Source organism: candidate division WOR-3 bacterium, assembly GCA_039801365.1.
Classification (GTDB): Bacteria; Hydrothermota; Tepidihabitantia; order Tepidihabitantales; family Tepidihabitantaceae; genus JBDRUN01.
In genome coordinates, this window is sequence record JBDRUN010000023.1 from 1 (window position 1) to 21,953 (window position 21,953).

21 protein-coding genes and 1 pseudogene are annotated in these 21,953 nt (G+C 57.9%); 15 read left to right on the forward strand and 7 right to left on the reverse strand.

The window, feature by feature from the left end; genetic code table 11:
- Positions 1–508: transposase (locus tag ABIL25_04590; protein ID MEO0081556.1), on the reverse strand; the 508-nt coding region annotated here is incomplete at its 3' end.
- Positions 509–685: 177 nt separating this feature from the next.
- Here ABIL25_04590 and ABIL25_04595 point away from each other — a divergent pair.
- From ABIL25_04595 to ABIL25_04620, 6 genes are all read left to right on the forward strand, one after another.
- The gene (locus ABIL25_04595; protein MEO0081557.1) at positions 686–1,354 is read left to right on the forward strand and encodes a DOMON domain-containing protein; all 669 of its coding nucleotides are present in this window, start codon (positions 686–688) and stop codon (positions 1,352–1,354) included.
- Positions 1,355–1,549: 195 nt separating this feature from the next.
- Positions 1,550–2,887, forward strand: coding sequence for a peptidyl-prolyl cis-trans isomerase (locus ABIL25_04600; GenBank protein ID MEO0081558.1), 1,338 nt, complete (start codon positions 1,550–1,552; stop codon positions 2,885–2,887).
- A 2-nt stretch (positions 2,888–2,889) separates the two neighbouring features.
- Positions 2,890–3,732, forward strand: a complete 843-nt coding sequence (locus tag ABIL25_04605) for a peptidyl-prolyl cis-trans isomerase (GenBank protein MEO0081559.1) — start codon at positions 2,890–2,892, stop codon at positions 3,730–3,732.
- Positions 3,713–5,038 carry a peptidylprolyl isomerase gene (locus tag ABIL25_04610; GenBank protein MEO0081560.1) on the forward strand — a complete coding sequence of 442 codons (1,326 nt, stop codon included), beginning with the start codon at positions 3,713–3,715 and terminating at the stop codon, positions 5,036–5,038. The genes ABIL25_04605 and ABIL25_04610 overlap by 20 nt, the downstream gene beginning before the upstream one ends.
- Positions 5,039–5,106: 68 nt before the next feature.
- Positions 5,107–5,400 (forward strand): hypothetical protein, encoded by a 294-nt coding sequence (locus ABIL25_04615; protein ID MEO0081561.1) that lies wholly within the window; start codon positions 5,107–5,109, stop codon positions 5,398–5,400.
- 24 nt (positions 5,401–5,424) lie between these two features.
- On the forward strand, positions 5,425–6,297 hold the full coding sequence (locus ABIL25_04620; GenBank protein MEO0081562.1) for an FG-GAP-like repeat-containing protein: 873 nt from the start codon (positions 5,425–5,427) through the stop codon (positions 6,295–6,297).
- A gap of 67 nt (positions 6,298–6,364) precedes the next feature.
- On the opposite strand, the gene ABIL25_04625 is transcribed toward ABIL25_04620, so the two are convergent.
- From ABIL25_04625 to ABIL25_04635, 3 genes are all read right to left on the reverse strand, one after another.
- Positions 6,365–7,042, reverse strand: coding sequence for a PhoU domain-containing protein (locus ABIL25_04625; GenBank protein MEO0081563.1), 678 nt, complete (start codon positions 7,040–7,042; stop codon positions 6,365–6,367).
- A gap of 1 nt (position 7,043) precedes the next feature.
- The gene (locus ABIL25_04630; protein MEO0081564.1) at positions 7,044–8,129 is read right to left on the reverse strand and encodes a Na/Pi symporter; all 1,086 of its coding nucleotides are present in this window, start codon (positions 8,127–8,129) and stop codon (positions 7,044–7,046) included.
- Positions 8,130–8,256: 127 nt separating this feature from the next.
- A complete protein-coding gene (locus ABIL25_04635) occupies positions 8,257–9,486 on the reverse strand; it encodes a tetratricopeptide repeat protein (GenBank protein ID MEO0081565.1) in 1,230 nt (409 codons plus the stop codon).
- Positions 9,487–9,674: 188 nt separating this feature from the next.
- Here ABIL25_04635 and ABIL25_04640 point away from each other — a divergent pair, with 188 nt between their 5' ends.
- The 5 genes from ABIL25_04640 to ABIL25_04660 all read left to right on the forward strand — a co-directional run bounded on the left by ABIL25_04640 (position 9,675) and on the right by ABIL25_04660 (position 14,708).
- On the forward strand, positions 9,675–10,856 hold the full coding sequence (locus ABIL25_04640; protein ID MEO0081566.1) for an aminotransferase class I/II-fold pyridoxal phosphate-dependent enzyme: 1,182 nt from the start codon (positions 9,675–9,677) through the stop codon (positions 10,854–10,856).
- Complete coding sequence (locus ABIL25_04645) at positions 10,853–12,085, forward strand: aspartate kinase (GenBank protein MEO0081567.1); 1,233 nt, start codon at positions 10,853–10,855, stop codon at positions 12,083–12,085. The genes ABIL25_04640 and ABIL25_04645 overlap by 4 nt, the downstream gene beginning before the upstream one ends.
- Before the next feature lie 11 nt (positions 12,086–12,096).
- Positions 12,097–13,008: an SMC-Scp complex subunit ScpB gene (gene scpB, locus ABIL25_04650; protein ID MEO0081568.1), complete on the forward strand. Its 912-nt coding sequence runs from the start codon at positions 12,097–12,099 to the stop codon at positions 13,006–13,008.
- A complete protein-coding gene (locus ABIL25_04655; GenBank protein MEO0081569.1) occupies positions 12,986–13,573 on the forward strand; it encodes a DUF4416 family protein in 588 nt (195 codons plus the stop codon). The genes scpB and ABIL25_04655 overlap by 23 nt, the downstream gene beginning before the upstream one ends.
- Positions 13,574–14,579: 1,006 nt before the next feature.
- Positions 14,580–14,708: a hypothetical protein gene (locus ABIL25_04660; GenBank protein MEO0081570.1), complete on the forward strand. Its 129-nt coding sequence runs from the start codon at positions 14,580–14,582 to the stop codon at positions 14,706–14,708.
- Here the strand turns inward: ABIL25_04660 and ABIL25_04665 are convergent.
- The gene (locus ABIL25_04665) at positions 14,697–14,906 is read right to left on the reverse strand and encodes a hypothetical protein (protein ID MEO0081571.1); all 210 of its coding nucleotides are present in this window, start codon (positions 14,904–14,906) and stop codon (positions 14,697–14,699) included. The two genes, ABIL25_04660 and ABIL25_04665, sit on opposite strands and share 12 nt — an antisense overlap.
- A 207-nt stretch (positions 14,907–15,113) precedes the next feature.
- Between ABIL25_04665 and ABIL25_04670 the strand changes: the two genes are divergently transcribed.
- The 4 genes and pseudogenes from ABIL25_04670 to ABIL25_04685 all read left to right on the forward strand — a co-directional run bounded on the left by ABIL25_04670 (position 15,114) and on the right by ABIL25_04685 (position 18,886).
- Positions 15,114–15,554: a transposase gene (locus ABIL25_04670; GenBank protein MEO0081572.1), complete on the forward strand. Its 441-nt coding sequence runs from the start codon at positions 15,114–15,116 to the stop codon at positions 15,552–15,554.
- Between the two features lie 181 nt (positions 15,555–15,735).
- Positions 15,736–16,424 (forward strand): annotated as a pseudogene (locus ABIL25_04675) (transposase).
- Between the two features lie 106 nt (positions 16,425–16,530).
- Positions 16,531–17,565: a methyltransferase domain-containing protein gene (locus ABIL25_04680; GenBank protein ID MEO0081573.1), complete on the forward strand. Its 1,035-nt coding sequence runs from the start codon at positions 16,531–16,533 to the stop codon at positions 17,563–17,565.
- Positions 17,566–17,683: 118 nt separating this feature from the next.
- Entirely contained in the window at positions 17,684–18,886 is a 1,203-nt protein-coding gene (locus ABIL25_04685; GenBank protein MEO0081574.1) for a PDZ domain-containing protein, read from the forward strand.
- A gap of 54 nt (positions 18,887–18,940) precedes the next feature.
- On the opposite strand, the gene ABIL25_04690 is transcribed toward ABIL25_04685, so the two are convergent.
- Positions 18,941–20,944: an Ig-like domain-containing protein gene (locus tag ABIL25_04690; GenBank protein MEO0081575.1), complete on the reverse strand. Its 2,004-nt coding sequence runs from the start codon at positions 20,942–20,944 to the stop codon at positions 18,941–18,943.
- Between the two features lie 142 nt (positions 20,945–21,086).
- The gene (locus ABIL25_04695) at positions 21,087–21,944 is read right to left on the reverse strand and encodes a hypothetical protein (GenBank protein ID MEO0081576.1); all 858 of its coding nucleotides are present in this window, start codon (positions 21,942–21,944) and stop codon (positions 21,087–21,089) included.
- Positions 21,945–21,953 lie beyond the last annotated feature (9 nt).

Genomic DNA, 21,953 nt, shown 5'->3' on the forward strand with positions numbered 1-21,953 from the left:
GATGAAACTTCTTTACCTCTTCATCCAGCACCCGGACTATCTCCGACACCGCGCTTGCCTCCAGACGTACGCCCCACAGCCGCTCCAACAGCTCACCCACCTCACGGGTGCTCGCACCACCCAGAAACAACGACCGGATGTAGTTGTCCACCGACTTCCAGCGCCGCTGATAACGCGCAAACACCTTGGTCCGTAGACCACCCTTGCGTAGCCGCGGCACCCGTAGCTCCCGTACCATACCGAAAGCAGTCAGCAGATTCCGCTTGTAGTACCCGTTACGCTGGTCGGTCCGACGGCAGGACCGCTTATGCCTTCTGGCACCGACCTGCGCCGTCTGTTCAACCTGCATGAGACCCTGCAGGAATTTCTTCAACGTATCGCGCATCGGTCGCTGGACCACGTCGAGCTCATCATCCTGGAAGAAGTCCTTGAACTCCTGCCAGCGTTCCATATATTGTGTCTTCGACAGGTGCAGATAGTAGGGTTCGGGCATGGGTTTATCCTCCATGGTTTGATAGTGTTACGATCATTACTCGGTCGGGCCAGAAGGATACACCCTGCCCGACCCTTTTTCCAGCCAAGTTACACACAAATAAGGATACTACCAGGCAAACCGACTGATTGACAAGACATGTTGAATTCTGTTACTATTGGCTAATTGTGGGTCTCATGAAAGGAGTTGATTGTGAGCGTAACTAGACTACTTACAGTCACTTTTCTGCTTTTCGGGTATGGCCTGGCGCAAGAAATGCCAGTTGTGCCGTACGACTCGCTGATGGAGGATCGGGTTTCGATTGACGGGTACGTTGACCGCGAGGACAATGAATATCCCGGTTATCTCAAGAGTCCGAGCACCGGCCTGACAGTCTCTTGGGGATTCGACGACAGTCTGATATACCTTGCACTTGAGACCAGAGGGCGGGGCTGGTTTGGCATCGGCTTCGGCGCGCCGGGGATGGACGGTTCAAATATGCTTGTCGGCTTCTACACCGACGACTCGGCCGAGGTGTATAATCTTGTCGGCAAGGCGCACGGTCACCCAGAACGGGTCAGTGTAGACTCTCTGGACCTTGACTGGGAAGTTGATTTTGACGATGAGACTGGCGTCATGACACTTGAGGTGGCGTACCCATTGACCTGGCGCGGCGAAGGAGCGCCGGCGGCATTCAGCGAGAACCGGATGTTTGCTGGAACAGCAATTCCCGGACTGGTACCAGGCGACACCTTCGACCTTATTCTTGCGCAGAACACGAAGTCAGTCTCACTTGGCGCGAAGCATTCTCACCGCACAACATTGAAGGCGAGGCTTGCAGAGAGACCCAAGCCCAGCGCTCAGTCCAAGGGCGAGGAGTAAGGCAAGTCGAGTCGGCGATCAGGGAAACCGGACTCTGAGAGCGTCTCTCGGTGACAGCTCTGACTGTGGTAGTTTGACGTTAAGCGTTTACTTGGTCTGGCGTAGGGCGGAGCTTGCTAGATTGTGCGGAATCGCAGATGTCTGCAATCGGCAATCTCTCATTGACAATGCCTGACTCCCGGATATTGTAACCAGATGTTAGAAACATACCGGTTTATTGCTGTCGCCGCCGTAATCCTCCTTGGCTTTGGCTGCACAGAAAGACAACTTGGCCGAGCAGTTGTTGCCCGGGTGAATGGCAAGCCGATTCTTGCAAGTGAGTTGGCAGAAGTCCTGCCGGCTCGGCCAGATTCAGGCAACAGTTGGGATTCGGTCCGACGCCGTGCCCTCGACGACTTGGTGACGCGCGAGTTATTTGTGCAAGAGGCCGAGAGACGGGGAATTGGAGACAGTATCGCCTATCAACTTGAGCTTGACCGCAAGCGGCTTGTGACCCAGGAACTTTACAACGCGGTTGTCGCGAAAGGCAACCAGGTAAGTGAAGTTGAGCTGGCAGCCGCGTATCGGCTGTTAGCAAACGAGGTGCATGTCCAGCTAATTAGTGTTGCCAGTGAATCACTGGCAACACGGATTGTCGCCGAACTTGCTACCGGCGTGCCGTTCGAGACACTCGCGGTGCGATATTCTGAGGACCGCATTGCGGCTGCGGGGGGCGATATCGGTTACGTGCCTGAGCTGGCCTTCGACGAACCGCTGCGCAGTGCGGTGCTGGCACTGTCTCCCGGAGAGTGGACGAAGCCGGTGAAGGTTGGCGAAGGCTATCAGCTTGTACGGCTCGTTGAACGGCGCCCGGCCGACCCGGCCCCGCCGCCATACGGTGAACTCAAACAAGAACTCCTGTTCCGACTGAAGCAACAGAAACGGCGGCAGTTGGCCGAAGCATACCTTGCCCAGGTTAGGGCGCGACTGACTTACAATCCCCGGGGCCTTGACATTATGTGCAAGCCGGTGGATTCGATTACGGCCGAGGAGCAGGAAGAATGGGTGGCAATCAAGGACAACTCCAAATACGTCAAAGTCGGCCGACTGCTGCACATCGCTCGCCGTTTCCCGGCCTCCCTTGATACTACCATGCGCAAATACACGATCCGGCGCGAAATCCAGGACGATGTCTTGTACGAGGACGGTCTGACACGTGGGTTCGACCGGCTGGCATCGGTCAAGCGGCAGCTTGACGACCGGCGGCGTGACCTGTTGTACCAGGCGCTGTACAAGCGCGAAGTGATTGACCGGACCCAGGTAACGGATGATGATGTGCGGCGATACTACGAGGAACACCGGTCGAGTTACCCTGGGCAGGATGCGGATGCGGCCGCGCCGGCGATAAGGTTGGCGCTTTTTGCCGAGCGCCGAGATCAAAGGTTTGCCCAGTTCCGGGACGAGCTGCGTTCGCGGGCCCGAATCGAAATTGTCGAAGCGGCCCTGGCAGGGGTTGAACCCGGTCAGGCCGGAAGGAAGAAAGGAGCAAAGTGATAATGGACCGGAATCCGATACGGACGATGGTATGGCTTGTGCTTGGCTTGATACTGGTGCTGGCTGCCGGGTGCCCGTCCCGGCCCAAGGGCAAGGTACTGGCCCGGGTGAACAACGACTATATGACCAAGGAAGAGTTCGAGCTGATGGTTCCCGAAGGTTTCTCGGTTGACCAGCAGAACCTGCCGCTGATTCTTGACAAGTGGGTATCAAACACGCTGATGTATCAGGAAGCAGTGCGGCGCGGTCTGGACAAGAAGCCTGAGGTAAGACAGGCGTTGAAGCGGCTGGAGCGGGACTACCTCGTGAATCAGCTTCTTGAGGAGCTGACCGGGGCAGTGTCGGTTAGCCAGGCGGAAATGATGCAGTACTTCAATGCTCACCGGGATGAGTTCTGCTATGAAGTAAAGATAATGCGCATCGTGCTGCCGGACAGTTTGGAGGCCGAGAAGACCTTGGCTGAAATCCGAGCCGGTGCCGATTTCAAGAAGCTCGCCAAGGAACGCTCCCAGGACATTCTACTCGAGGGCGGGCAGGAGTCGCGATACTTCGCCCGGGGCGTCGGTGACCCCAGGATGGGCGGCGACCCGGAAATCGAGGAGACGATATTCTCGCTCGCGCCAGGGGAAGTGTCGGACGTGCTGTCCAGCCAGGAAGGTTACCAGATTATCAAGCTTGTGGACAAGAAGAAGGTCAAGGCCGAGGTTACGCTAGCCGAGGTGAAGGATTACATCGAGGCGGTGCTCTCATACCGCAAGAACCAGGATGTGGTTGACCGGATGCTTTCGGCGCTGCGGGAGAAGGCGAAGGTAGAGCTCCGGCCAGATGCCTACTTTGAGAACTAGGACGAGGTCTGAGGTCAAAATCAATAGGACGCGCGTAAGAATCCAGACTGCTCTCCTTGCAGGATTCCTGATTCTTTGCGGTCTGTCGTTTGCCGCGCCGGCAGACTCCGTTGTGGCGGTTGTCGGCGCGACCCCAATCTTAGAAAGCGATGTTGAACAGGCGATGGACTTCGTGCGGATTGCAATGGGTGACACAATCACTCCGGATTCAACCTTGCGCCGGCAGGTGCTGAAGCAACTGATTGACACCGAACTCCTTCAGGAACAGGCCCGGCGGGACACAATTGACGTCAGCCGCGATGAGGTGACAAGCGAGGTAGAGTCGAGCATCCGATCGCTCAAACAGCGTTTTGCCGGAGAGGAGGAGTTTCAGGCCGCACTTGTGGCTGAGGGCGTGAACGAACGTACGCTGCGTCGGCGCTACGAAGAGGATATCCGGCGCAAACTTCTGGCCCGCAAACTCCTTGAGAAGGAAGGTCTGACTAAGTCCTACATTTCGCCGGCCGAGGCCGAGCTGTTCTATAACACCCACAAGGACTCGATTGCGCGAGTACCTGGCCGGGTCGAGCTCGCACACATTCTTGTTGCAATTGGGCCGAGCCCACAGGCCGAGAGTGCGGCCGGACGCCGGGCGGCCGAGGTATTGGATGTTCTTGCCCGGGGTGGCGACTTTGCGGTCGTGGCCAGCTCGTTCTCGGAAGACCGTAAGACCGCGGGCGCGGGCGGTTACTGGGGCTGGCGTCAGCTTGCCGAACTCCCGGCCGAGCTGGTAATGGTACTGGAGCAGCTCAAGCCGGGGCAAATTTCGCCGCCGTTTGTGACTCGTGAAGGATACGTCATAGTAAAGCTCGAGGCGCGTTCGGGCAAGCGGGTATCATTTCGCTCGATCCTCATCCGGGTGCCGATAACACGGGCCGATACCACGCGGGCGCTGGCTCGGGCAAGAGCGGCATATGAGAAGGCCAGTTCCGGTCTGCCTTTTGACTCTTTGGCAAGGGCACTGAGCGATGACCCGATGACACGTGATTCCGGCGGCTATCTTGGCGAGTTCCTACTTGCCGGCCTGACGCCGCCGTTTGATTCGGTCGTGGCAAGGCTCGACTCCGGCGGCGTGTCCGAGCCGGTGCTGTCCGAGCACGGCTATCATCTGGTCAAAGTACTTGCCAAGCAGCCGGAGCGAATGATGACTTACCTGGAGATGCAGGACATGATTAGGAACTACCTTGAGCAGCAGCACCTGGCAGAACGGCTGGAGCAGTACCTGGCACGGGTCGCTCAGAAAACCTACGTGCGACAGTTCAATTGACACCATTGCGGGTAATGCGATATAATTTGGTGGTCAGCTATAGTGTATCCGGCGTAAGGAGGTAACTAATGAAGACAGTGACGGTCGTAGTTGTCCTTGTCGGTACGTGCTTTGCCGCAATTCCGCGATTTGCCCAGCCGGTGCTTGTCAACGACGCCGGTGTGCCAATTGACGTTGGCTACTATGGCGCGCCACAGATGTTCGACTGGAATCGAGACGGCCGAAAGGACATTGTCGTCGGTCAGTTCACATCCGGAATGATAAGGTTTTACCCGAACGTGGGGGCGGATACAGCTCCGGAGTTCAACGGCTTTCGGTATCTGGAGGCAGACGGCGTCCAGATTACGCTGCCATCGGGTTGATGCGTCGGCGCAAGTCCACGGGTCGTGGACTGGAACTCCGACGGCGAGTGGGACATCATTTCAGGGGACCGCGAAGGCTATCTGAACGTTTTTATCCGGCACGACACCGCGCTCACCGGGTACAAACAGTACCGACTGATTGACGGTACCGTTCTCGATGTTGGCTACAACTCCGAGCCAAACGTGTTCGACTGGAACGCCGACGGCCGAAAGGACCTTATCATCGGGACCCAGGACTACTACGTGCGGCTGTACCTGAACCAGGGTGCTGACACCTGGCCGATGTTTCAGGACTATTCAATCGTCCAGGCCGGCGGCTCGGCGATCTACTTGTACCGCGTCAACCCCTACGTGTTCGACCTTGACGGAGACGGCCGGCAGGACATCATCTGCGGCGAGAACAACGGCTATGTCCATTTCTTCCGCAATCTGGGCCCCGACTCTGCGCCGGTTTTCGCTCGGGGCGAGACACTTAAGCTCGAGGACGGTACGCCGGTGCGCTGGATGAGGACTGCTTACTACTACGGGTCGCGGTGCGGGTTCGGGGACTGGAACAACGACGGTACCCCGGACTTGCTGTTGAGCACGTACGAAGGTCAGATTGAGTTTTACCGTGGAGTGCCAATGACCGGTCTTGAGGAGGGTCGCAGCGTACCACACGGGGCGCTTGTGGTCAGTCCAGTACCAGGTAAGCCACCAGTGACGATTACCGCATGCGGTCCGGTCGAGATAACTGACCGGACCGGCCGGGTTGTCTGCTCTTTGCCGAGCCCGGGCGCTAAGTCCAACGTCTTGTGGAGCGGTACGGACGACTCAGGACAGAGACTTCCGGCTGGAGTGTATCTCTGCCGGGACCAGAGCAGCGGCGCGACCGGGCGAATCGTACTCCTGCAGTAGCGACGGGCCAGAACAGTCGCAACCGCGAGTGGACTTCCACTCGCGGTTTGCTACCGGCTTGTTCCTGCTATTCGTCCCGGTCGTCGGGCGTACCGTCAGGCTTGTAGCCGAGCTTGTGGTATGGATTGACGAGCGAGGAACAGACGTTCTTCAGGTGGGCCGAGACCCGCTTGAGAAAGCGAATGAGCAAAGCACGGATAACGGCATCACGGCCGCACTTCGTAGTATCCGCGAGCAATTTGTCGATGAGTGCGTCACAGGTACGGGCAAGCTCGGCGTGGCGCTCCATCACCGATTGAGCAAGTCGGGCGTCGGTCTCGCTGAAAGCTTTGATGGTGTCAGCAAACATCTGTCCCACGGTCTGCTGGATGTCACGGATGCGATCAATGTATTGTCCCTCGAGCTTTTCCGGGTAGTGATGGGCCAGCTCCATCAGGTTCTTGCAGTAGTCACCGATGCGTTCAATGTCGCCGACAATGGATGCCAGAAATAGCGCGGCAACAGCATCTTGTTCGGGGTTGACGGCCAGATGTTCGACAATCATCCGCCGTACACTAATCTCTCCTTGGTTCAGACTACGGTCCATCGCATAGATATCGTCGGTTTCGCACCCACTGTCCAAAAGCACCCGCAGCGAGTATTCAAACATCCGTTGTCCGGTGCGCAGCATTTCCACGCATTCCTCTGAGGCTTTGTCTAGGAGAGTAGTCTTTTTCCAGAACTTCAACAGGTCGGTAAGTAACATATTAGTGCCTCCTCAATAGTATAACAGCAACGACTGGAATTGCATAGAACACGACAATCACGTAGAGCATGGCGAACGTACGGCGCCTGGCGCAGAATCCTCCCCACCACTGCGCCATTGCTATCGGTACGATTCGCAACGGATACCATACTGCTGTCCCGAACACATTGAACAGCAGATGGGCAAAGGCTATCTGCACGGCTCCGGCAGAACCAGTCACCAGCGCAGCCAAGCAGGCGGTGACGGTTGTACCAATGTTCGCGCCCAGCGTATAGGGAAATATCTGGCGCAGGGTCAGGAGTCCGGCCCCAGCCATCGGCACAACGATGGACGTGGTTGCCGAGCTGGACTGAACCAGAACCGTAAAAAGCAGTCCCACGAAAAAAGCACGGGCCGCGTTGCCGAAGAGGTACTTATCTACAACCATTTCGACTCGCCGGCTGATAAGCGATTTCATCGAATCCACCATCAGTTTGAGCGAAAGAAACAGAAGTATTAGAGCCACGACCAGGGCGAGCGGCGCAATTCCGCCCAGAACATGGGACAGCAGGTTACCGACTGGAGCAGTGGCCAGCTTCAGCGGGCTGGCAAACTTGAGGCCACCAACGCCATGAAACAGCCGCGCCAGCCAGGCCGAGGACCGGGACAGAGGCGAAAACCATATTTCCAGGGGCAGCAATACTGCAACCGAGAGTAGATTGAACATGTCGTGCACAATGGAAGCCGGGAACGCCCGCTCAAACTCCTGGCGTCTGGTAACGTGCGCAAGGGAAACAAGTGTGTTGGTAACAGTTGTACCGATGTTTGCGCCCATCACTATGGGAATTGCATGTGCGATGTCCAGGGTTCCGCAGGCCACGAGGCCGACAACAATCGAGGTCGTGGATGAAGAACTCTGGCACACCGCGGTAGCAAGTATGCCGACGAAAAGTCCAGCGACCGGTGTGGCAGTCAAGGTGAACAGGGTGCGGGCAAACCCGGTACCCAGCCCTTTGAACCCGTCAGCCAGAAGTTCGATGGAAAGAAAGAATACGTAGAGTGCGGCAACAAAGACGACGATGCGAACCGCGGCCGGGAGTTTCCTCACATCGGGCAGGCGCACGTCGGGTCAGTCTAGATGCCGTCTATAACGAGTCAAGCCGGGTGTCGGACGCCCGGAATCAGCGGCAACGCCGCAGGCCCGGTTGGGCAGTTCTGAACTTAGAATTCCGTAACTACAGACCGGCGTCGGCTCGGTCCTGGCCTGAGAACTTGGCCTGATACCTTTCCCAGGCCTCTCGGCGAACCCGTTCCATTTCCCGGATGACTTCGTAGGACTCTTTCTGAAGGCCGAGAAACAGGAGTGCGTCGGCCAGGAGTACGTACGCCGGCTGAGCGTTGCGGTCGAGCTTTATCGCCCGGCGGCAGAAAGAGGCTGCAGACTGGTACTGCTCGAGCCGAAAATATAGGTCGCCGAGCATCAGCATCGCGTTCGGATTGTCGGATGCAAGTCGGCACAACTGCTGCGCAACCTCGACTGCCCGCTCGAGCTGACCAGCATCTCGGTATGCGCCGGCCAGACGCAAGAGTACATCCGGCGAGTCCGGTCGGTTCTTGGACAGTTGTTCGAGTGCGGCCACAGCCTCGGCGCGCATGTTGAACTGCTCGAACAAGCCGGCTGTGGCCTCCGGGTTGGCGCCAAACCGGCGCTTGATCTCGTCATACACATCAAGCGATTCGTTAGTACGGTCCAGTCGGCGCAGGCAGTCGAGCAGGAAGAAGTATGCTGCCGGCTCGTCCGGGTCTTCATCCACCGCCTGCGCAAACTCCGATGCCGCCTGCTCCATCATTCCTTCGAAGTAGTAATCGCGGCCCAGTCGCTGATGCGGGCTCTCAAAGTCCGGTGACAGCTCCTTCGCCTGCTGATACTCGGCAAATGCCGCATCAAATTCGCCGCCCAAGGCATGCAGCCCGCCGAGCGCAATATGGGCCCGAATATTCTCCGGTGCGATACGCAGCGCCTGATTGTACACCTCAATTCCCTTGTCCCGGTCGCCGGAATACTCGTAGAGTGTGCCCAGACCAAGAAGCAAGTCCAGTTCATCAGGCAGGACTCGCAGCGCCTGCTCGAACAATGTCTCAGCCCGCTCAAAGTTGGCGAGGTAGAGGTAACGCACAGCCTCACAGGCGACGGTATATGGGTGTCGGGGGGCAAGTTCAAGTGCACGCGAGCAAGCATTCTCAAGCAACTGCTCCCGGGTGAGAATGTGAGCGCAGAGTGCGGTCAGGTACAGGCAGTGCAAATTGTCCGGCTCGACCTTGAGCGCGGCACTGAACAATTTGAGCGCCGTTGCCTCATCTCCGGCGTAGAATGCGACGCGGCCCTGTTCGAACCGGGACGCGGCCGAGCCTCGGCCGATGGGCAACTGTTTGTCGTCGCTCGCACCCGAACCTGAATTTGGCATCAAGTAATTCTATCTCCGGTCCAGGCTTTGGCAACAGATAAAGTACGCGCCCGGCGCTGCGCCTTGCACCGGGACGGGCTCTGGGGCACGCAGAGCTGCGCTCGGAAAGTGGCAGCAGGTTGTCGCACTCCACCGTGGAGCGTTCCTTTTAGCCTTGACTTTCTCAGGTTTCTAGGTAATTCTTTGCCGTGCGAGAACCTGCCGCCACGCGGCTCAGTCTGATACCGCCCTATTTTTTTCAGGAGCTTGACGACCTCAAGGCCCGAACTCGGGGTGATATCATTGACCTTTGTGAGGGAAACCCGGACCAGCCGCCACCGCCACCGGTACGCCGCGCACTGGTGCGAGCCCTTGAACTTCCCGCAAACCACCGCTACCCGAGCTATGCCGGCAAACCATCGGCTCGCCATTCTGTCGCTGAATGGTATCGTCGCCGGTTCGGGGTCAGGCTCAACCCGGAGTCAGAAGTGGTGATGCTTCTTGGCTCAAAAGAGGGTGTTGCGCATCTTATCTGGGGGGTATGTGGTCCGGGTGACACCGTGGCGGTCGCCGACCCGGTATTTCCGATGTATATGAACCAGGTGCGGCTATGCGGCGCAAGGCTCGTTGCCGTGCCACTGCTTGAGCAGAATAGTTTTCTACCCGACTTGGGCCATATTGACCGTATCGGCCCACGCATCAAGCTGTTGTGTATCAACTTTCCGAATAACCCGACTGCCGCAACCGCTGATTCCGGCTTCTACCGCGAACTTGTTCGTCTCGCCCACCGGCACGGTTTCTTCGTCTCAAATGACAACGTGTACTCCGAGCTGTATTTCAGCCGTGCCCGTCCGCCGAGCATTCTTGCCGCACCGGGTGCAAAGCAGTGTTGCATTGAATTTCATTCTCTTTCTAAGACTTTCTCGGTGGCCGGCTGGCGAATCGGGATGGCGGTTGGTAACCCGAAGCTTGTGAGTGCGCTCCTCAAGGTCAAGCAGAACACCGACTCAGGCCCGTTCGGCGCAATTCAGGATGCGGCCGCCTATGCACTTGACCGTGCTGAAGCATTGAGCAGAAACACCCGGCTGCTCTATCGTCGTCGCCGGGACCTTTTCTGCTCCGAACTGGCAAGGCATGGTTGGAGTGTTCCTGTGCCCGAGGCGACATTCTACGTCTGGACAAGAGTGCCAGAGATAGAAGGGGTCACTGCTTATGATGACGGCCGCTTTGCGCTCGACCTGCTCAGGGAATGCAAGGTCGTAGCCGCGCCCGGGTCCGGGTTTGGCCGTTACGGCCGTGGCTATATCCGGTTTGCACTCGTCCAGCCTGCCCCACGCCTGTGCGAAGCGGCCCGACGAATCGGTCGCTGGTTGGAAGCATCCAGAGGGTGATCCGCAAGTTGTCATCGGTCTGTGTTCTCAAGTTCGGTGGGACCTCAGTCGCCGACCTTGACCGGCTGCGCCGCGTTGCCGATATGATCGTGGCACGCCGCCGCACTGGTGAGCGGTTGGTCGTTGTGGTCTCGGCAATGGGCTCGACCACGGACGAACTGAACCGGCTCGCGCATAAACTCTCGGCCCGACCAGCCCGGCGTGAGCTTGACATGCTGCTTTCAGCCGGTGAACGTCAGACAATGGCGCTCTTGTCACTGGCAATAATGGAGCGCGGTCATGCCGCGATTTCGTTCACCGGCTCTCAGGTCGGCATTATTACCGACCGCTTTCACTCCGATGCCCGGATTCAGGAAATCAGAGCTGACCGGTTGCGGATGGCACTGCGCCAAGGCAAGGTACCGATTGTTGCCGGGTTTCAGGGCGTGAGCCTTGACCGGGAAATCACAACCCTGGGCCGGGGCGGTTCGGACGTCACGGCCGTAGCTCTGGCCGCGGTGCTCGGCGCGCGTCAATGCGAGTTGTACAAGGACGTACCGGGCATCTTCACCGAGAACCCGAATGAATTTGACCGTGTTCGGCCGGTACCGCGACTGAGCTTTGAAGAACTCTCCGAACTCGCCGGCTCCGGTTCTGAAGTCATCCACCCGCGCGCCTGTGCGCTTGCCGGCAAGTACCGCGTGCCGCTTGTCATCCGTTCCTCATTCGACAGAAAGCGAGGCACCATGGTCCGCGAAAGTGAACATCTGGAAAAAGCTTTTGTCCGTGCTGTCACCCACGAGCACAAGCTTGTGCGCATCAGCCTGCTTGGCGTGCCGAAAAAACGTCGCTGCCTGCACCAGGTCGTCACCCGGCTGGCTGAAGAGCGTGTGCCGCTTATGCTTTTCAACCACGGTATCCCTGAGGCTGGTCGTTTCGACCTCACGTTTGTTCTGCCAGAACAGTACCTTGAAAAGTCCGGCGAGGTGCTTGGCCGGGTTGCCCGTGAAGTCCGGGCCAAGAAGATAGACCTGACTTCAGACCTGTGCTCGGTGTCAGTCATCGGCCCGGGTGTGGGGTCAGACCCGGCGATAATCTCCGGAACCCTGGAGACACTGCACCACATTGGTGTGCACCTGAGTGCATTCTCCACCTCTGAGACCCGGCTGACCTGTTTTCTTTCAAGAAAGGACCTGCGGGTCTCGGTCGTAGCGCTGCTTGCGCGGTTCCGATTGAGAGGCAAGGCATGACCGACAACAGCTTGAGACCGCATCTACCGGCACCCGGGCCGGAATCCGAACCGACAGCGACATCTTCTGGCGTTGGCGCCGATTGGGTGACACCTGCGGACGATGTTGCCCAAGAACCTGAATCTGCGATTCCGGCGGAATCTGCCGCGGCGGAAACGCAATTCGCAGAACCCGCGGTTGATGGTGCTGGTGAACTTCCGCTGTCACCCGTGCCGTTGAGCACGCGCGCGCTCCAGACAGTCGAGGCCTTGCTCTTTGCCGCAGACACGCCGCTGACGATGGCGCGCCTGTGTGAGCTCGCTGGAATCGAAGCACCGGTCGCACAGATGGCAATCGCCGACCTTAATCGGCAGTATGAGGAAACCGGCCGCACTTTCCGGATTCACAAGGTTGCGCTTGGTTACCAGCTATACACACTGCCGGAATTTGCCGAAACGGTCAAGAAACTCTACCGACGTCAGTACGTGCAGCGGCTTTCCGGACCGGCACTCGAGGTACTTGCGATTGTCGCCTACAGACAGCCAGTCACGCGGCCGGAAATCGAACAGCTCCGCGGGGTTGACTGCTCCGGCCCACTGGTCACCCTGCTTGAACGCCGGCTCATTACTACTGCCGGCCGCGCGCATCGACCCGGGTCACCTTTTCTCTACCGCACGACCAGGGAATTCTTGCGCTATTTTGGTCTTGAGTCACTCGACGCCTTGCCGCCGCTCGAAGAGCTCGGGGCTTTCCTTGCCGGACAGATGGTCGAGCCTGAGCGTACTGCGGCCGAATCGCTGGCAATGGACTACGATGCCAAGGTCTTGACCGGGACTTCTGAACCGGTCCAAGAGTGCCGGCCGGTTCATGAACCCGATACTCCGACACCGACGACCGAAGCATCGACAGACCAGGACAAGCGTGAAGAGACCAACTCGCCCTGAATCGGCAAGTCCCTGTGCCATCCTTGTCATCGGTCTACTTGCCCGGGAAGAGACCACGCTCGCCCAGGCCGAAGGACTGCTTACTGGAGCGTTCGGCCCGGTTGCCGAGCGAAGCCAGATAATCCCGTTTGACTTCACCGACTACTACGAACCGGAACTGGGCAAGAACCTTCTCCGCTCGTGGCTCGGCTTTTCCCGACTAGTTCCGGCCGACCAATTAGCTGAGATCAAGGTGTCAACTATCCGTCTTGAACAACAGCTTTCGGTGCCGGCAAGTTCGCAACTCGCAGACCAATATTCAATACACCATGTCCGCACCGTCAATCTCGACCCCGGAATTCTGACACTGCACAACTTTGTACTCGCTTCAACCAAGGACTTTGCTCACCGCATCTACCTTGGTTCCGGCATCTCGGCTGAAGTCACGCTCATCTTCCACCAAGGTCGGTACGAGCCATTGCCTTGGACCTATCCGGACTACAAGACCGACACGTGTCAACGGCTGCTCCTTGCTCTGCGCACGCGCTTGAAACCCGGTGCCGCTGAGCGCGAAGCAAGAGAATAGAGTTGTCAGACTGACCACACCTTACCAGTGACTCCGCCCGAGTCATGCTATTCTCCTGTTCACTACCGTTTTGTCTTGCAAGACTGGCCGAGCTCGGCTGAGCGATTTGCGTGCTCGCTGTCTTGGGCTAGCAAGAGGTTCAGCCTAGCTTCCCACAGCCTTCGAGTGTGCCTGCCAGGACTTTGTCCGGGCTGGCGGTCACGGGGTCTGTGTCAGCCAGGAAGTGCTGGCTGACCTGTCCGAACCGACGAACAGAACTCTAACACCAATCCGGTGCAGTGCTTGCAACGTTCTGTTTGGGGTATACTGTAAGCGCTGCCAGCAAGGGCCAATTGCATAAGTCTTTGACCGACGCTTCGATATGGTGCAGAACCGGCAACCCGGTACGGAAGCGAGCACACGGCCAGGGGGTTACCCAGTGACTCGGGGAGTGACTCCCCATCTGAGTCGCGTTCTGAAACCGCCATTGAGATGCAAGGTCAGGATGGTTTTGACTTCAGGGTTGAGCCGAATGTTAAGGTGGCTTCTTAAGTGGCCTGTGAGTAAAGGCTTGACATAGTCTGTCTGTGGTTGCATCACAGGATGTGTAAGATGGCATTTGAGTCTTGGTCTGAATGGTAAGTTCAGAAGCCGGCTGAGTTGCTGTTTCAGTTAGTTTGTCAGACTTGCCTTCAGTTCCGGAATGTGCGGTGTTCTGATCACTTGGTTCAGGCCGCAGTTCTGAGGTGGGGTTGCGATACCCGGGACGTTTCCGGTTTGAGGAGCGGCTCAGGAGACGGATGAAAACTCGGCCGGCCGACTCTTGTCATAACAGAATAGGTTCTGCACTGACTGTAGTCATGCAACCTCCTGGGTCGGCGCACCACGGTTTGTAGCGGCGTCTTGCCACGAGCTCCTTGCGGACTGGCCGGAGCAGACGGTCCACACTAGACGGGCTGATAGTCTGGAGCTTAGCCTTGACCTCGGCGGATGCTTTCTTGAGCTTGGGCTGACAGAACAGTCGTTGGTGGTTGAGGCGGATGAAGTGAGCGAGATGGATGGAGGATGGGTAGCGAGCAAGTTGCCAGCAAGAGAGCAGATAAGGCAGTATGTCTGGGCCGTAGTGTTTCTTGCGGCCGCGGCGCTAAAGGGGTGAGCAGGTGGGGTCTGCGATGATAGTAATGCTCGTTGGGGTAGCGATGTTCCTGCCGGCGTTGCAGAGCATGAAGCTGAGATACTTCCGGCCAAGACGTGTGAGGTGTGTCAGCTTGTTTAGCAGCGTGGGCTTGGTCCTCTTTCTTGTGGTCCGATACTTGGGGGCATTGGCAGAGACGATGGACTTCTTAGCGGTCACGGTGTAGAGTCCTTCTGGGTATTGTGGCTACCATCGGGTGTTCTCCTTTCGGTCAGACCTAAAGAATGCCCTTGATAGCCTGCTTTTTCAAGCCCAAACAGACCTGAATCCATTCTGACGAAACAAACCCGCTTCGGGTAGGTTATTCTGACGGAGATACTATCGAAAGCTGTGGAAAAAGATGAAGCGGTGTCTACAATTCTTTGTATGCAGTTCAAACCGGGCGAAAGCCCAAGAAAGGAGACACCGCTATGTCAGAGTATCAGAAAAGGCAGGACGACGCAAGAACAAGAACAGGAACGCAAGGAGCAACGGGCGATGCGCCGGCTGAGACACAAGCTGCGCCAAGAGTCGGCCAACCTGTTGGATAAGAAGGCACTACAAGGCATCCAGGAGAAACTACAGGATGCGCTGGATGAAGAACGGGAGACGTTTCTTGAGCGCGCCAGGTACGAGCGGGTAAGTGAAGAGCAGTTCCGAGGCTATCGCAACGGCCATGGTGACCCGCGGCAGGTCCATCTTGGCAGCGGCAGTATCCGGGTGCGATTGCCCAGGGTGGCGGATAACGCCGAGCCCTTTGAGTCGGGTCTGTTGTCGCGCTATCAAAGAAGCAGCCCTGCGGTTCTGGCTACCCTGCCTCAACTCTAATGGCATCTCGACCGGTGACTTCGAGGCGGCGCTGGGATGCCTGTTGGGTGTTGGGGCAGCGTTGAGTCCGGCTACCATTGCGCGCTTGAAGCAGCGGTGGTATCTGGACTACGAGGCCTGACGGAATGAGCCTTTGGCTTCACACTACGCCTATATCTGGGCCGACGGTATCTACATCAAAGTGGGCCAGAATCGGGAGAAACTGGCGCTCTCGGTAGTGATGGGTGCAGATGCGGAGGGCAGGAAGCGGATTCTGGCGATGATACCCGGGCAGCGGGAAAGCTACGAGCAATGGCTGGAAGTGTTACGGGACTTGGTGCGGCGTGGGGTCAATGGGTTGGGCTGGCGGTGACGGATGGGATTCCCGGATTCTGGCGAGCGCTTGGCGAGGTGTTTCCTGAGACCCGGCATCAACGGTGCTGGGTACACATGATTCGTAACGTGCTCGACAAACTGCCGAAGGCCAGGCAGCAGCAGACGCACAAGGACCTGGTGCGGATCTATGAGGCTGGGAGCAAAGCCGAGGCGGTGAACTGGATTGTGTACATTGCCGACCAGTATCGCTCACACCCGCCAGCAGTGAAACGTCTGTTGGAGAGCTAGGATGACCTTCTGAGCTACTTCGACTTTCCCAAGGAACACTGGCGGCATCTAAAGACGACCAATCCGGTTGAGTCGGCGTTTGCACCGGTGAAGAGTCGGGTGAAGCGGGCGAAGCGGCTGATGCGCTACTGGTCAGCGCTGGGACTGGTATACAGGCTTCTGATTGAACAGGAGACACGCTGGTTTCGACTCACTGCGCCGCACCTGGTTGCGGCAGTCATTGCCGGAGCCAAGTACCATGACGAAGTCGAGGTCAAATCAGCATGAGCCACTACTACACCGCCGAATCCATTTCCACAGAATTTGACAAAACCTCTTTCTGACGAAGACCGATGCCTTGACTTGGCGCAACTTAGGGTTATTATGGACGCGCATGGCAAAGAAGTACACTGTCCTTGAGACCTGGATAGTCAATGTGGCGAAGCCCGAGGAGTCAGACAGCGCGACTCAGACCTATGCCCGTCTGCCGAAGCAGGACGGCGGCAGGCTGCCGGTTATTGATGTCGAGCAGAACTTCTACAATGAGGAACATTTCTACGACGAAGCACGAATACGGGACTTCGCCGCCCACCTCGATGGCTGCGAGAAAGTGCTTGACATCGGCCCGGGCGACGGCTGGCCGTTACTACGGATTGCGCCTTTTTTCAAGGCGGTGTTTGGTGTTGACCCGGTGCAACGTAGGCTTGACGTATGCCAGGCGAATGCCGAGAAGCTGGGGCTTACTAATGTGACACTCAGGAAGCTGTCGGCCACCGCACTTGCGGAGTTTCGCGACAACAGCTTTGATGGTGTGGTAGCCGCAAGTTCAATTGAGCAGACTCCTGATCCATATGCTGCACTGCGTGAAGTATTCAGGGTACTGAGGCCAGGTGGCAAGCTTAGAATCATATTTGAGTCTTATGACCGCCGGGATCGAGGCGTCACCGAGTCGGTATTTCTGACCGAAACCGAGGAATCGCTCGGTTATCATTATGTGCTGCGGCACAATCCCCCACCGTGGGAACGAAACTACCTTGTGAAGTTCAATCTTGAACCGGACACGAGAGAGGCATTCAAGAAGCTTGCCGACCTGATTGAGCGCCTCGGCCCCAACCCTTCGCTCAATCCCGAAGTCGGCATTCAGTTTCTGGAGCGCAATCAGGCCGCAGTGATTGGTGCGACTTGGTATGAACTCGAGCATTTCACCAGTGCGACAATGAAGGAGACCCTGGAAGAAATTGGATTTGGCCATGTCCGGATAACCTTCTCGGCCGCGACTCTGGCTCGGCAGATGTGGCCCAGGGTCAAGGACAGTGGACTGACCAACGTACAGGTCAAAGACGTGCTCAGCGGTCTGGCCGACCTTGCAGTGAAGCTCGAGGCACCGGCCGGTTTAGGTGAACCGGTGGCGGCAATCAAGCCGAGCTAGTCCGAATCGGACCGGCATGCAGCCCGTGCCGGAAAGGAAGAGGCAAAGCGATGTAAGGCGTATGGTATGTGAACATAATGTCCGAGTCCCAGATCCGGTGCAATCAGTAGCGCTACTGTTGCCGATCTTGGCATCTGGACTAGTGCTGGTGGGAGTAAGCTGCCGAACACAGACTGGTAGCAAGCCGGGCGAGACATATCGCCGGATTGCGCGTCCGGAGATATGGCAGGTACTGCCCCATGGCCAGGCTGAGGTTATCGGACTTCGGCCCGGTGACATCTTGCTCGTCTATGACAGTACTCCGGTGCAAACCAATGAAGATGTACGTCAGGTGCAGGCCGCTGCCCGGACTGAGAAGGTGACGATTGTTGTGCTCCGGGGCGATGAGGAACTTACATTTACAGTCAAGCCTGGCCCACTTGGCGTCATGCCGGTCTCTGCCAGGTACCCGTCGAGCCTGGCAGTTGCGCTTTGGGAGCTAATGCGGAGCACGGGCCGATTCGCGGATTACGACTGGCTGGCCGCACTTTCAGGCGAGGCGTTCACCTTCACGGCGCGACCGGACGAGTGCCGGGCTTGGTGGCCGGGCGGAAAGTCCGGTGTGTATTTGGAGGCACTCGGTCAAGCAGCCGGGTTGTCTTTTTCCCGGATTCCGGACCCGGCTCAGCTCCGCGCCACGGTCGCCCAAGGCCGACCGGTACTGGTCCGGGGCGGCTGGCCTGAGCATCGTTCCGGGTTCTGGGGAGTTGTTACGCGTCTTGACCCGCGGGACTCGGTGCTGTATGGATACAGCCTGGATTCAGCAACGGAGCTGGCCTTGACCGGACCTGTCAAAGAGGCCTACACGGTGATATCCACCGGGCAATGGGCCGAGCCAGTCGAGGTGCTTCGCACCGCATTGACCCATGCGCTGGAACTCGCCCAAGTGTATGCCGATACCGGCTGGCGGTCGGGCATCGAGGCATACGACTTGGTGATTGCGAGCCTCGATACAGTGCCGTTTTGCCCGCGGTGCGGCATAGATGAGAGCCAGGCGTGTTTTGACCGGCTGGTTTGGGCTACGCTTGCCAACCGGGAGAGTGCGGACCGGTTTCTTGAGGGCATGAAGCTGGCGTTGCCCGACCAAGTCGCGCTGATTGATGAAGCCTTGGCCGTTAACCGGGCAATTATCAGCAAACTCAACGGTATGTTGCGCAGCGGCTCAGAACTCGGTCGGCTCGAAGAGCAGCGCAAGCTGGGCCACGTTTTCAGTCGAATTGAACTGGACGAAGTTCAACTCATCAGCATCTACGAAGACATTCTGAGTTCGCTGCCGCAGTAATAAGGTTCACCGCCTGCAGCATTACGCTCGATGCCAGATGCTGGTGCGGTGCGGCTAGCGCAGAATGTACCGCTTTCCTTCGTAGATATCGTCGAAATCCGGGTTCCAGTCGTGCAGCCAGTTGTCACGACGAAGCTGTTCAGGATCGAGCCAACTCTCTTTGAGGTAGATGCAGTAGTTTGAAGACCAGCCGACTTCGTTTGAGCTGAAATTTGGCGCGCACAGCTCGAAGAAGACGATGCCAAAGCCGTCGCCACCCCCATAGAGAAAACGACAGCGCTTAAACTCAGTCCGGCCGCTGGTCCGTTCATGGCACCGCACCCCGTTCCAGGCACCTGGAACCGGACGGGTTGCTGTAAACGTTATCGAGTCCGGCACGCCGCTGGCAATGAGTTCAGCGGGAGAATCCTTGCCAATGATGATGGCACCGTCTGAGTCGAAGACGATGACAACACCCGGGTCAATGGTAAGCCGAGGGATGCTCGTCGAACCGACGACAACGATGCCTTCCACGCGATAAGGTACGCCGCAGTTGCGCCATCGGGTACTCATCTGGACTGTGTCGCCGGTAACCGCGATGCTGTCCCTGGTGTTGCCGGACAGGGAATTGCCTATGCCGAGTGTGCCGATACCGCTCGCCTCGAGCCAGATTGGATAGGAAGCGCAGGCGGTCACAATGTTACCAGTGAAATCAAGAAATCCGGTACCAACTGCGCGCACGCCAGATGAAGCGCTATTGCGGACGATGGTGTGGGTGATACAGATCGGCTGATAGCAGATGACTGCGGCTACGCCGTTTCCTCCCCCGCGATCAATAAGACAGTTCTTGAGAATGGCGCACGTGGGGTCAGTCTTTTCCCACAACTCGATTCCTTGCCAGAAGCCGAGTGTAAGACGCCAAGAATTCGGGGCAAGCGACGAATGTTCTGTGCTTGATGGTTTCCGGTTGACGCCGGGTTCTGACATAGCGTGTGATACTTCATTCGCACGGTACAGCTCGTGCTTGGGTTCGAAGTAACCGAAGTAGATGCTACCAGCTGAACCGTCGGCAACAAGTCCGCCCGGGTTGCCGATGCCAACTCGCAGCGCCGCATCAGGTGCGAACAGCAGCGAACACCCAGCCGCAATGGTCAACACCGGGCTAGCTTTGCCCGCGACATCGAGCGTCCCGGTCAAGTAGTAGGGAAAACCCTGATCCTGCCACCGTACCGACGCCGTTGCGGTTCCGGGAATGATGCCAACTCCATCGTGGAGATTACCAGAATACCAGTTGCCAGGCACGACTTGGCTGGCCGACTTTGCGTCCAGGAGAAGCGGCAGACCCGCACAGCCGGTTACCGTGCTGTTAGCGAAGGACAGAAGCGTACCGGTTTCGACCACGATACCATGCCTTGCGCTGTTAAAGAGCGAACACGACTCGACAGCGACTCCACCGGCATCGGCCCGCACCAAGCCCGAACCATTGCCACCGCCGTACCCGACATTACAGTAACGCAGTACCAAAGCAGTATCTGTGCCGGAATTGACAACGATGCCCCGCCAATCGCCGGCCGCAGGCAGGAGCTGGCGCGAGGAGAACAGGACGACCGAGTCTTGTGTGCCCAAGGCAGAGAGCCGAGCAGATGTGCCGATTAGCGAGATGCCGGCGTCCTTAAGGAACTGCACCTGTACTCCGGGTCGGATGGCAACCCGGCCACGGACGACAAGCTCGTCCTCAACAAAGTGTGGATTGCCGGACGGAAACCACGTCTCGTCTGAGATGACTGTGCCAAAGTGTCTGGTGCCGGGCCAAGCAAATACGCATACCGGCGGTGATGTATCCGAGTTGCCGGCCGGGTCAAAGGCAACCCCAAGCAGAGTGTGGAACGTGTCAAGGGCCAGGGCCGCGGTGTTCAAACTGAAACTGAAGACGTTGTCCGGACCTGAGGAATCGGTTCCGTAGCGGTCGGAGTCAACTAGAAGCTCAACCGCGGTAACCCGGTCATTGTCGGTGGCACGCACTTTGACGATGATGATGCCCCGCACGGTGTCCTGGTCTGCGGGGGAGAGAATGGTCACCAAGGGCGGCCGATTGTCGGGACCAGGACAGGAAAGGAACAGCGACCCAGTGGCAATGAGCAATGACCAGTGACCAATGACCGATAGCGGATCTGGGGCCGGTTTGGTCATTAGGGATTGGCTGTTGGCAATTTTCTTGTCGTTACCACTTCTTGCCAATCGAGTTAAACTGCCAGACGGTGCCCCGGCGTTCGAAATAGAGCAGTGCGCCGTGCGTACGTTTCAGTGTCGCGAACCGGTTGTACCGTGTAGGAACAAGGTCAACCGCGCAAGTAGCGAAGTCACCGAGCAGGCGGATGCTGGAGAACCGGAAGTAGTAGGCGACATGCGGCACTGAATCCGGCTTGCCGGCTCGATTTGGCCGGAGCATGACAACCGGGCGGCCAGGTACGCGAAACGGCTCGGCTGGCATGCGCCAGCTCCAGAGTACGGCCAAAGTATCCGGCAGTACTAGGCCGCGCCGCAGTTCAGCCAGACCAGAAGCAGTTGTGATGTAGTTTAGCGCAGCCCGGCCCACTGCCTCAATTGCAGCAGTGTCGCCCTGGCCGTACTGAAACGACTGGTCGAGGATGTTCGAAAGCCAGACCAAGTGCCAGCCGTCCGGCGTGTAGAACCAGTTCTGGTAAACGTACGAGTAGTCATCCTCGCCTTCGAACACCGGCCAGGTCGAGGCGTGTCCGCCAAGGCCCTGAATTTCGACCAGCATGCTACGGGCCCGACCGATACGCCGACCGGCATACCATATGGTCAGTGCCGAGTCGAAACGCAGAAAACTGTTCTCCTGCCGGAACTGGGGTACGAACATGTGGTAAATCTGCCAAGAGTTTCCGGCCGCCAGCGCTCGGGTGAACTCTTGGGTGCGCTGTGTAAGCTGGTAGTATTCCTTCGGTGGAGCGGTGAAGGCGGGCATGACTGTCACCACCAACAGCGCAACCGTAGCCACTGATTGTCGGCTGCTGATTCCCGGTTGCCCGGAACCGCGGCGCTCTTGGCGATTCATTCCGGTTCC

Coding starts and splice junctions, on each gene's coding strand:
- ABIL25_04600 (MEO0081558.1), top strand. CDS start 1,550: ATGTTAGAAACATACCGGTTTATTGCTGTCGCCGCCGTAATCCTCCTT.
- ABIL25_04605 (MEO0081559.1), top strand. CDS start 2,890: ATGGACCGGAATCCGATACGGACGATGGTATGGCTTGTGCTTGGCTTG.
- ABIL25_04610 (MEO0081560.1), top strand. CDS start 3,713: ATGCCTACTTTGAGAACTAGGACGAGGTCTGAGGTCAAAATCAATAGG.
- ABIL25_04615 (MEO0081561.1), top strand. CDS start 5,107: ATGAAGACAGTGACGGTCGTAGTTGTCCTTGTCGGTACGTGCTTTGCC.
- ABIL25_04625 (MEO0081563.1), bottom strand. CDS start 7,042: ATGTTACTTACCGACCTGTTGAAGTTCTGGAAAAAGACTACTCTCCTA.
- ABIL25_04635 (MEO0081565.1), bottom strand. CDS start 9,486: ATGCCAAATTCAGGTTCGGGTGCGAGCGACGACAAACAGTTGCCCATC.
- ABIL25_04670 (MEO0081572.1), top strand. CDS start 15,114: ATGCAGTTCAAACCGGGCGAAAGCCCAAGAAAGGAGACACCGCTATGT.
- ABIL25_04680 (MEO0081573.1), top strand. CDS start 16,531: ATGGCAAAGAAGTACACTGTCCTTGAGACCTGGATAGTCAATGTGGCG.
- ABIL25_04695 (MEO0081576.1), bottom strand. CDS start 21,944: ATGAATCGCCAAGAGCGCCGCGGTTCCGGGCAACCGGGAATCAGCAGC.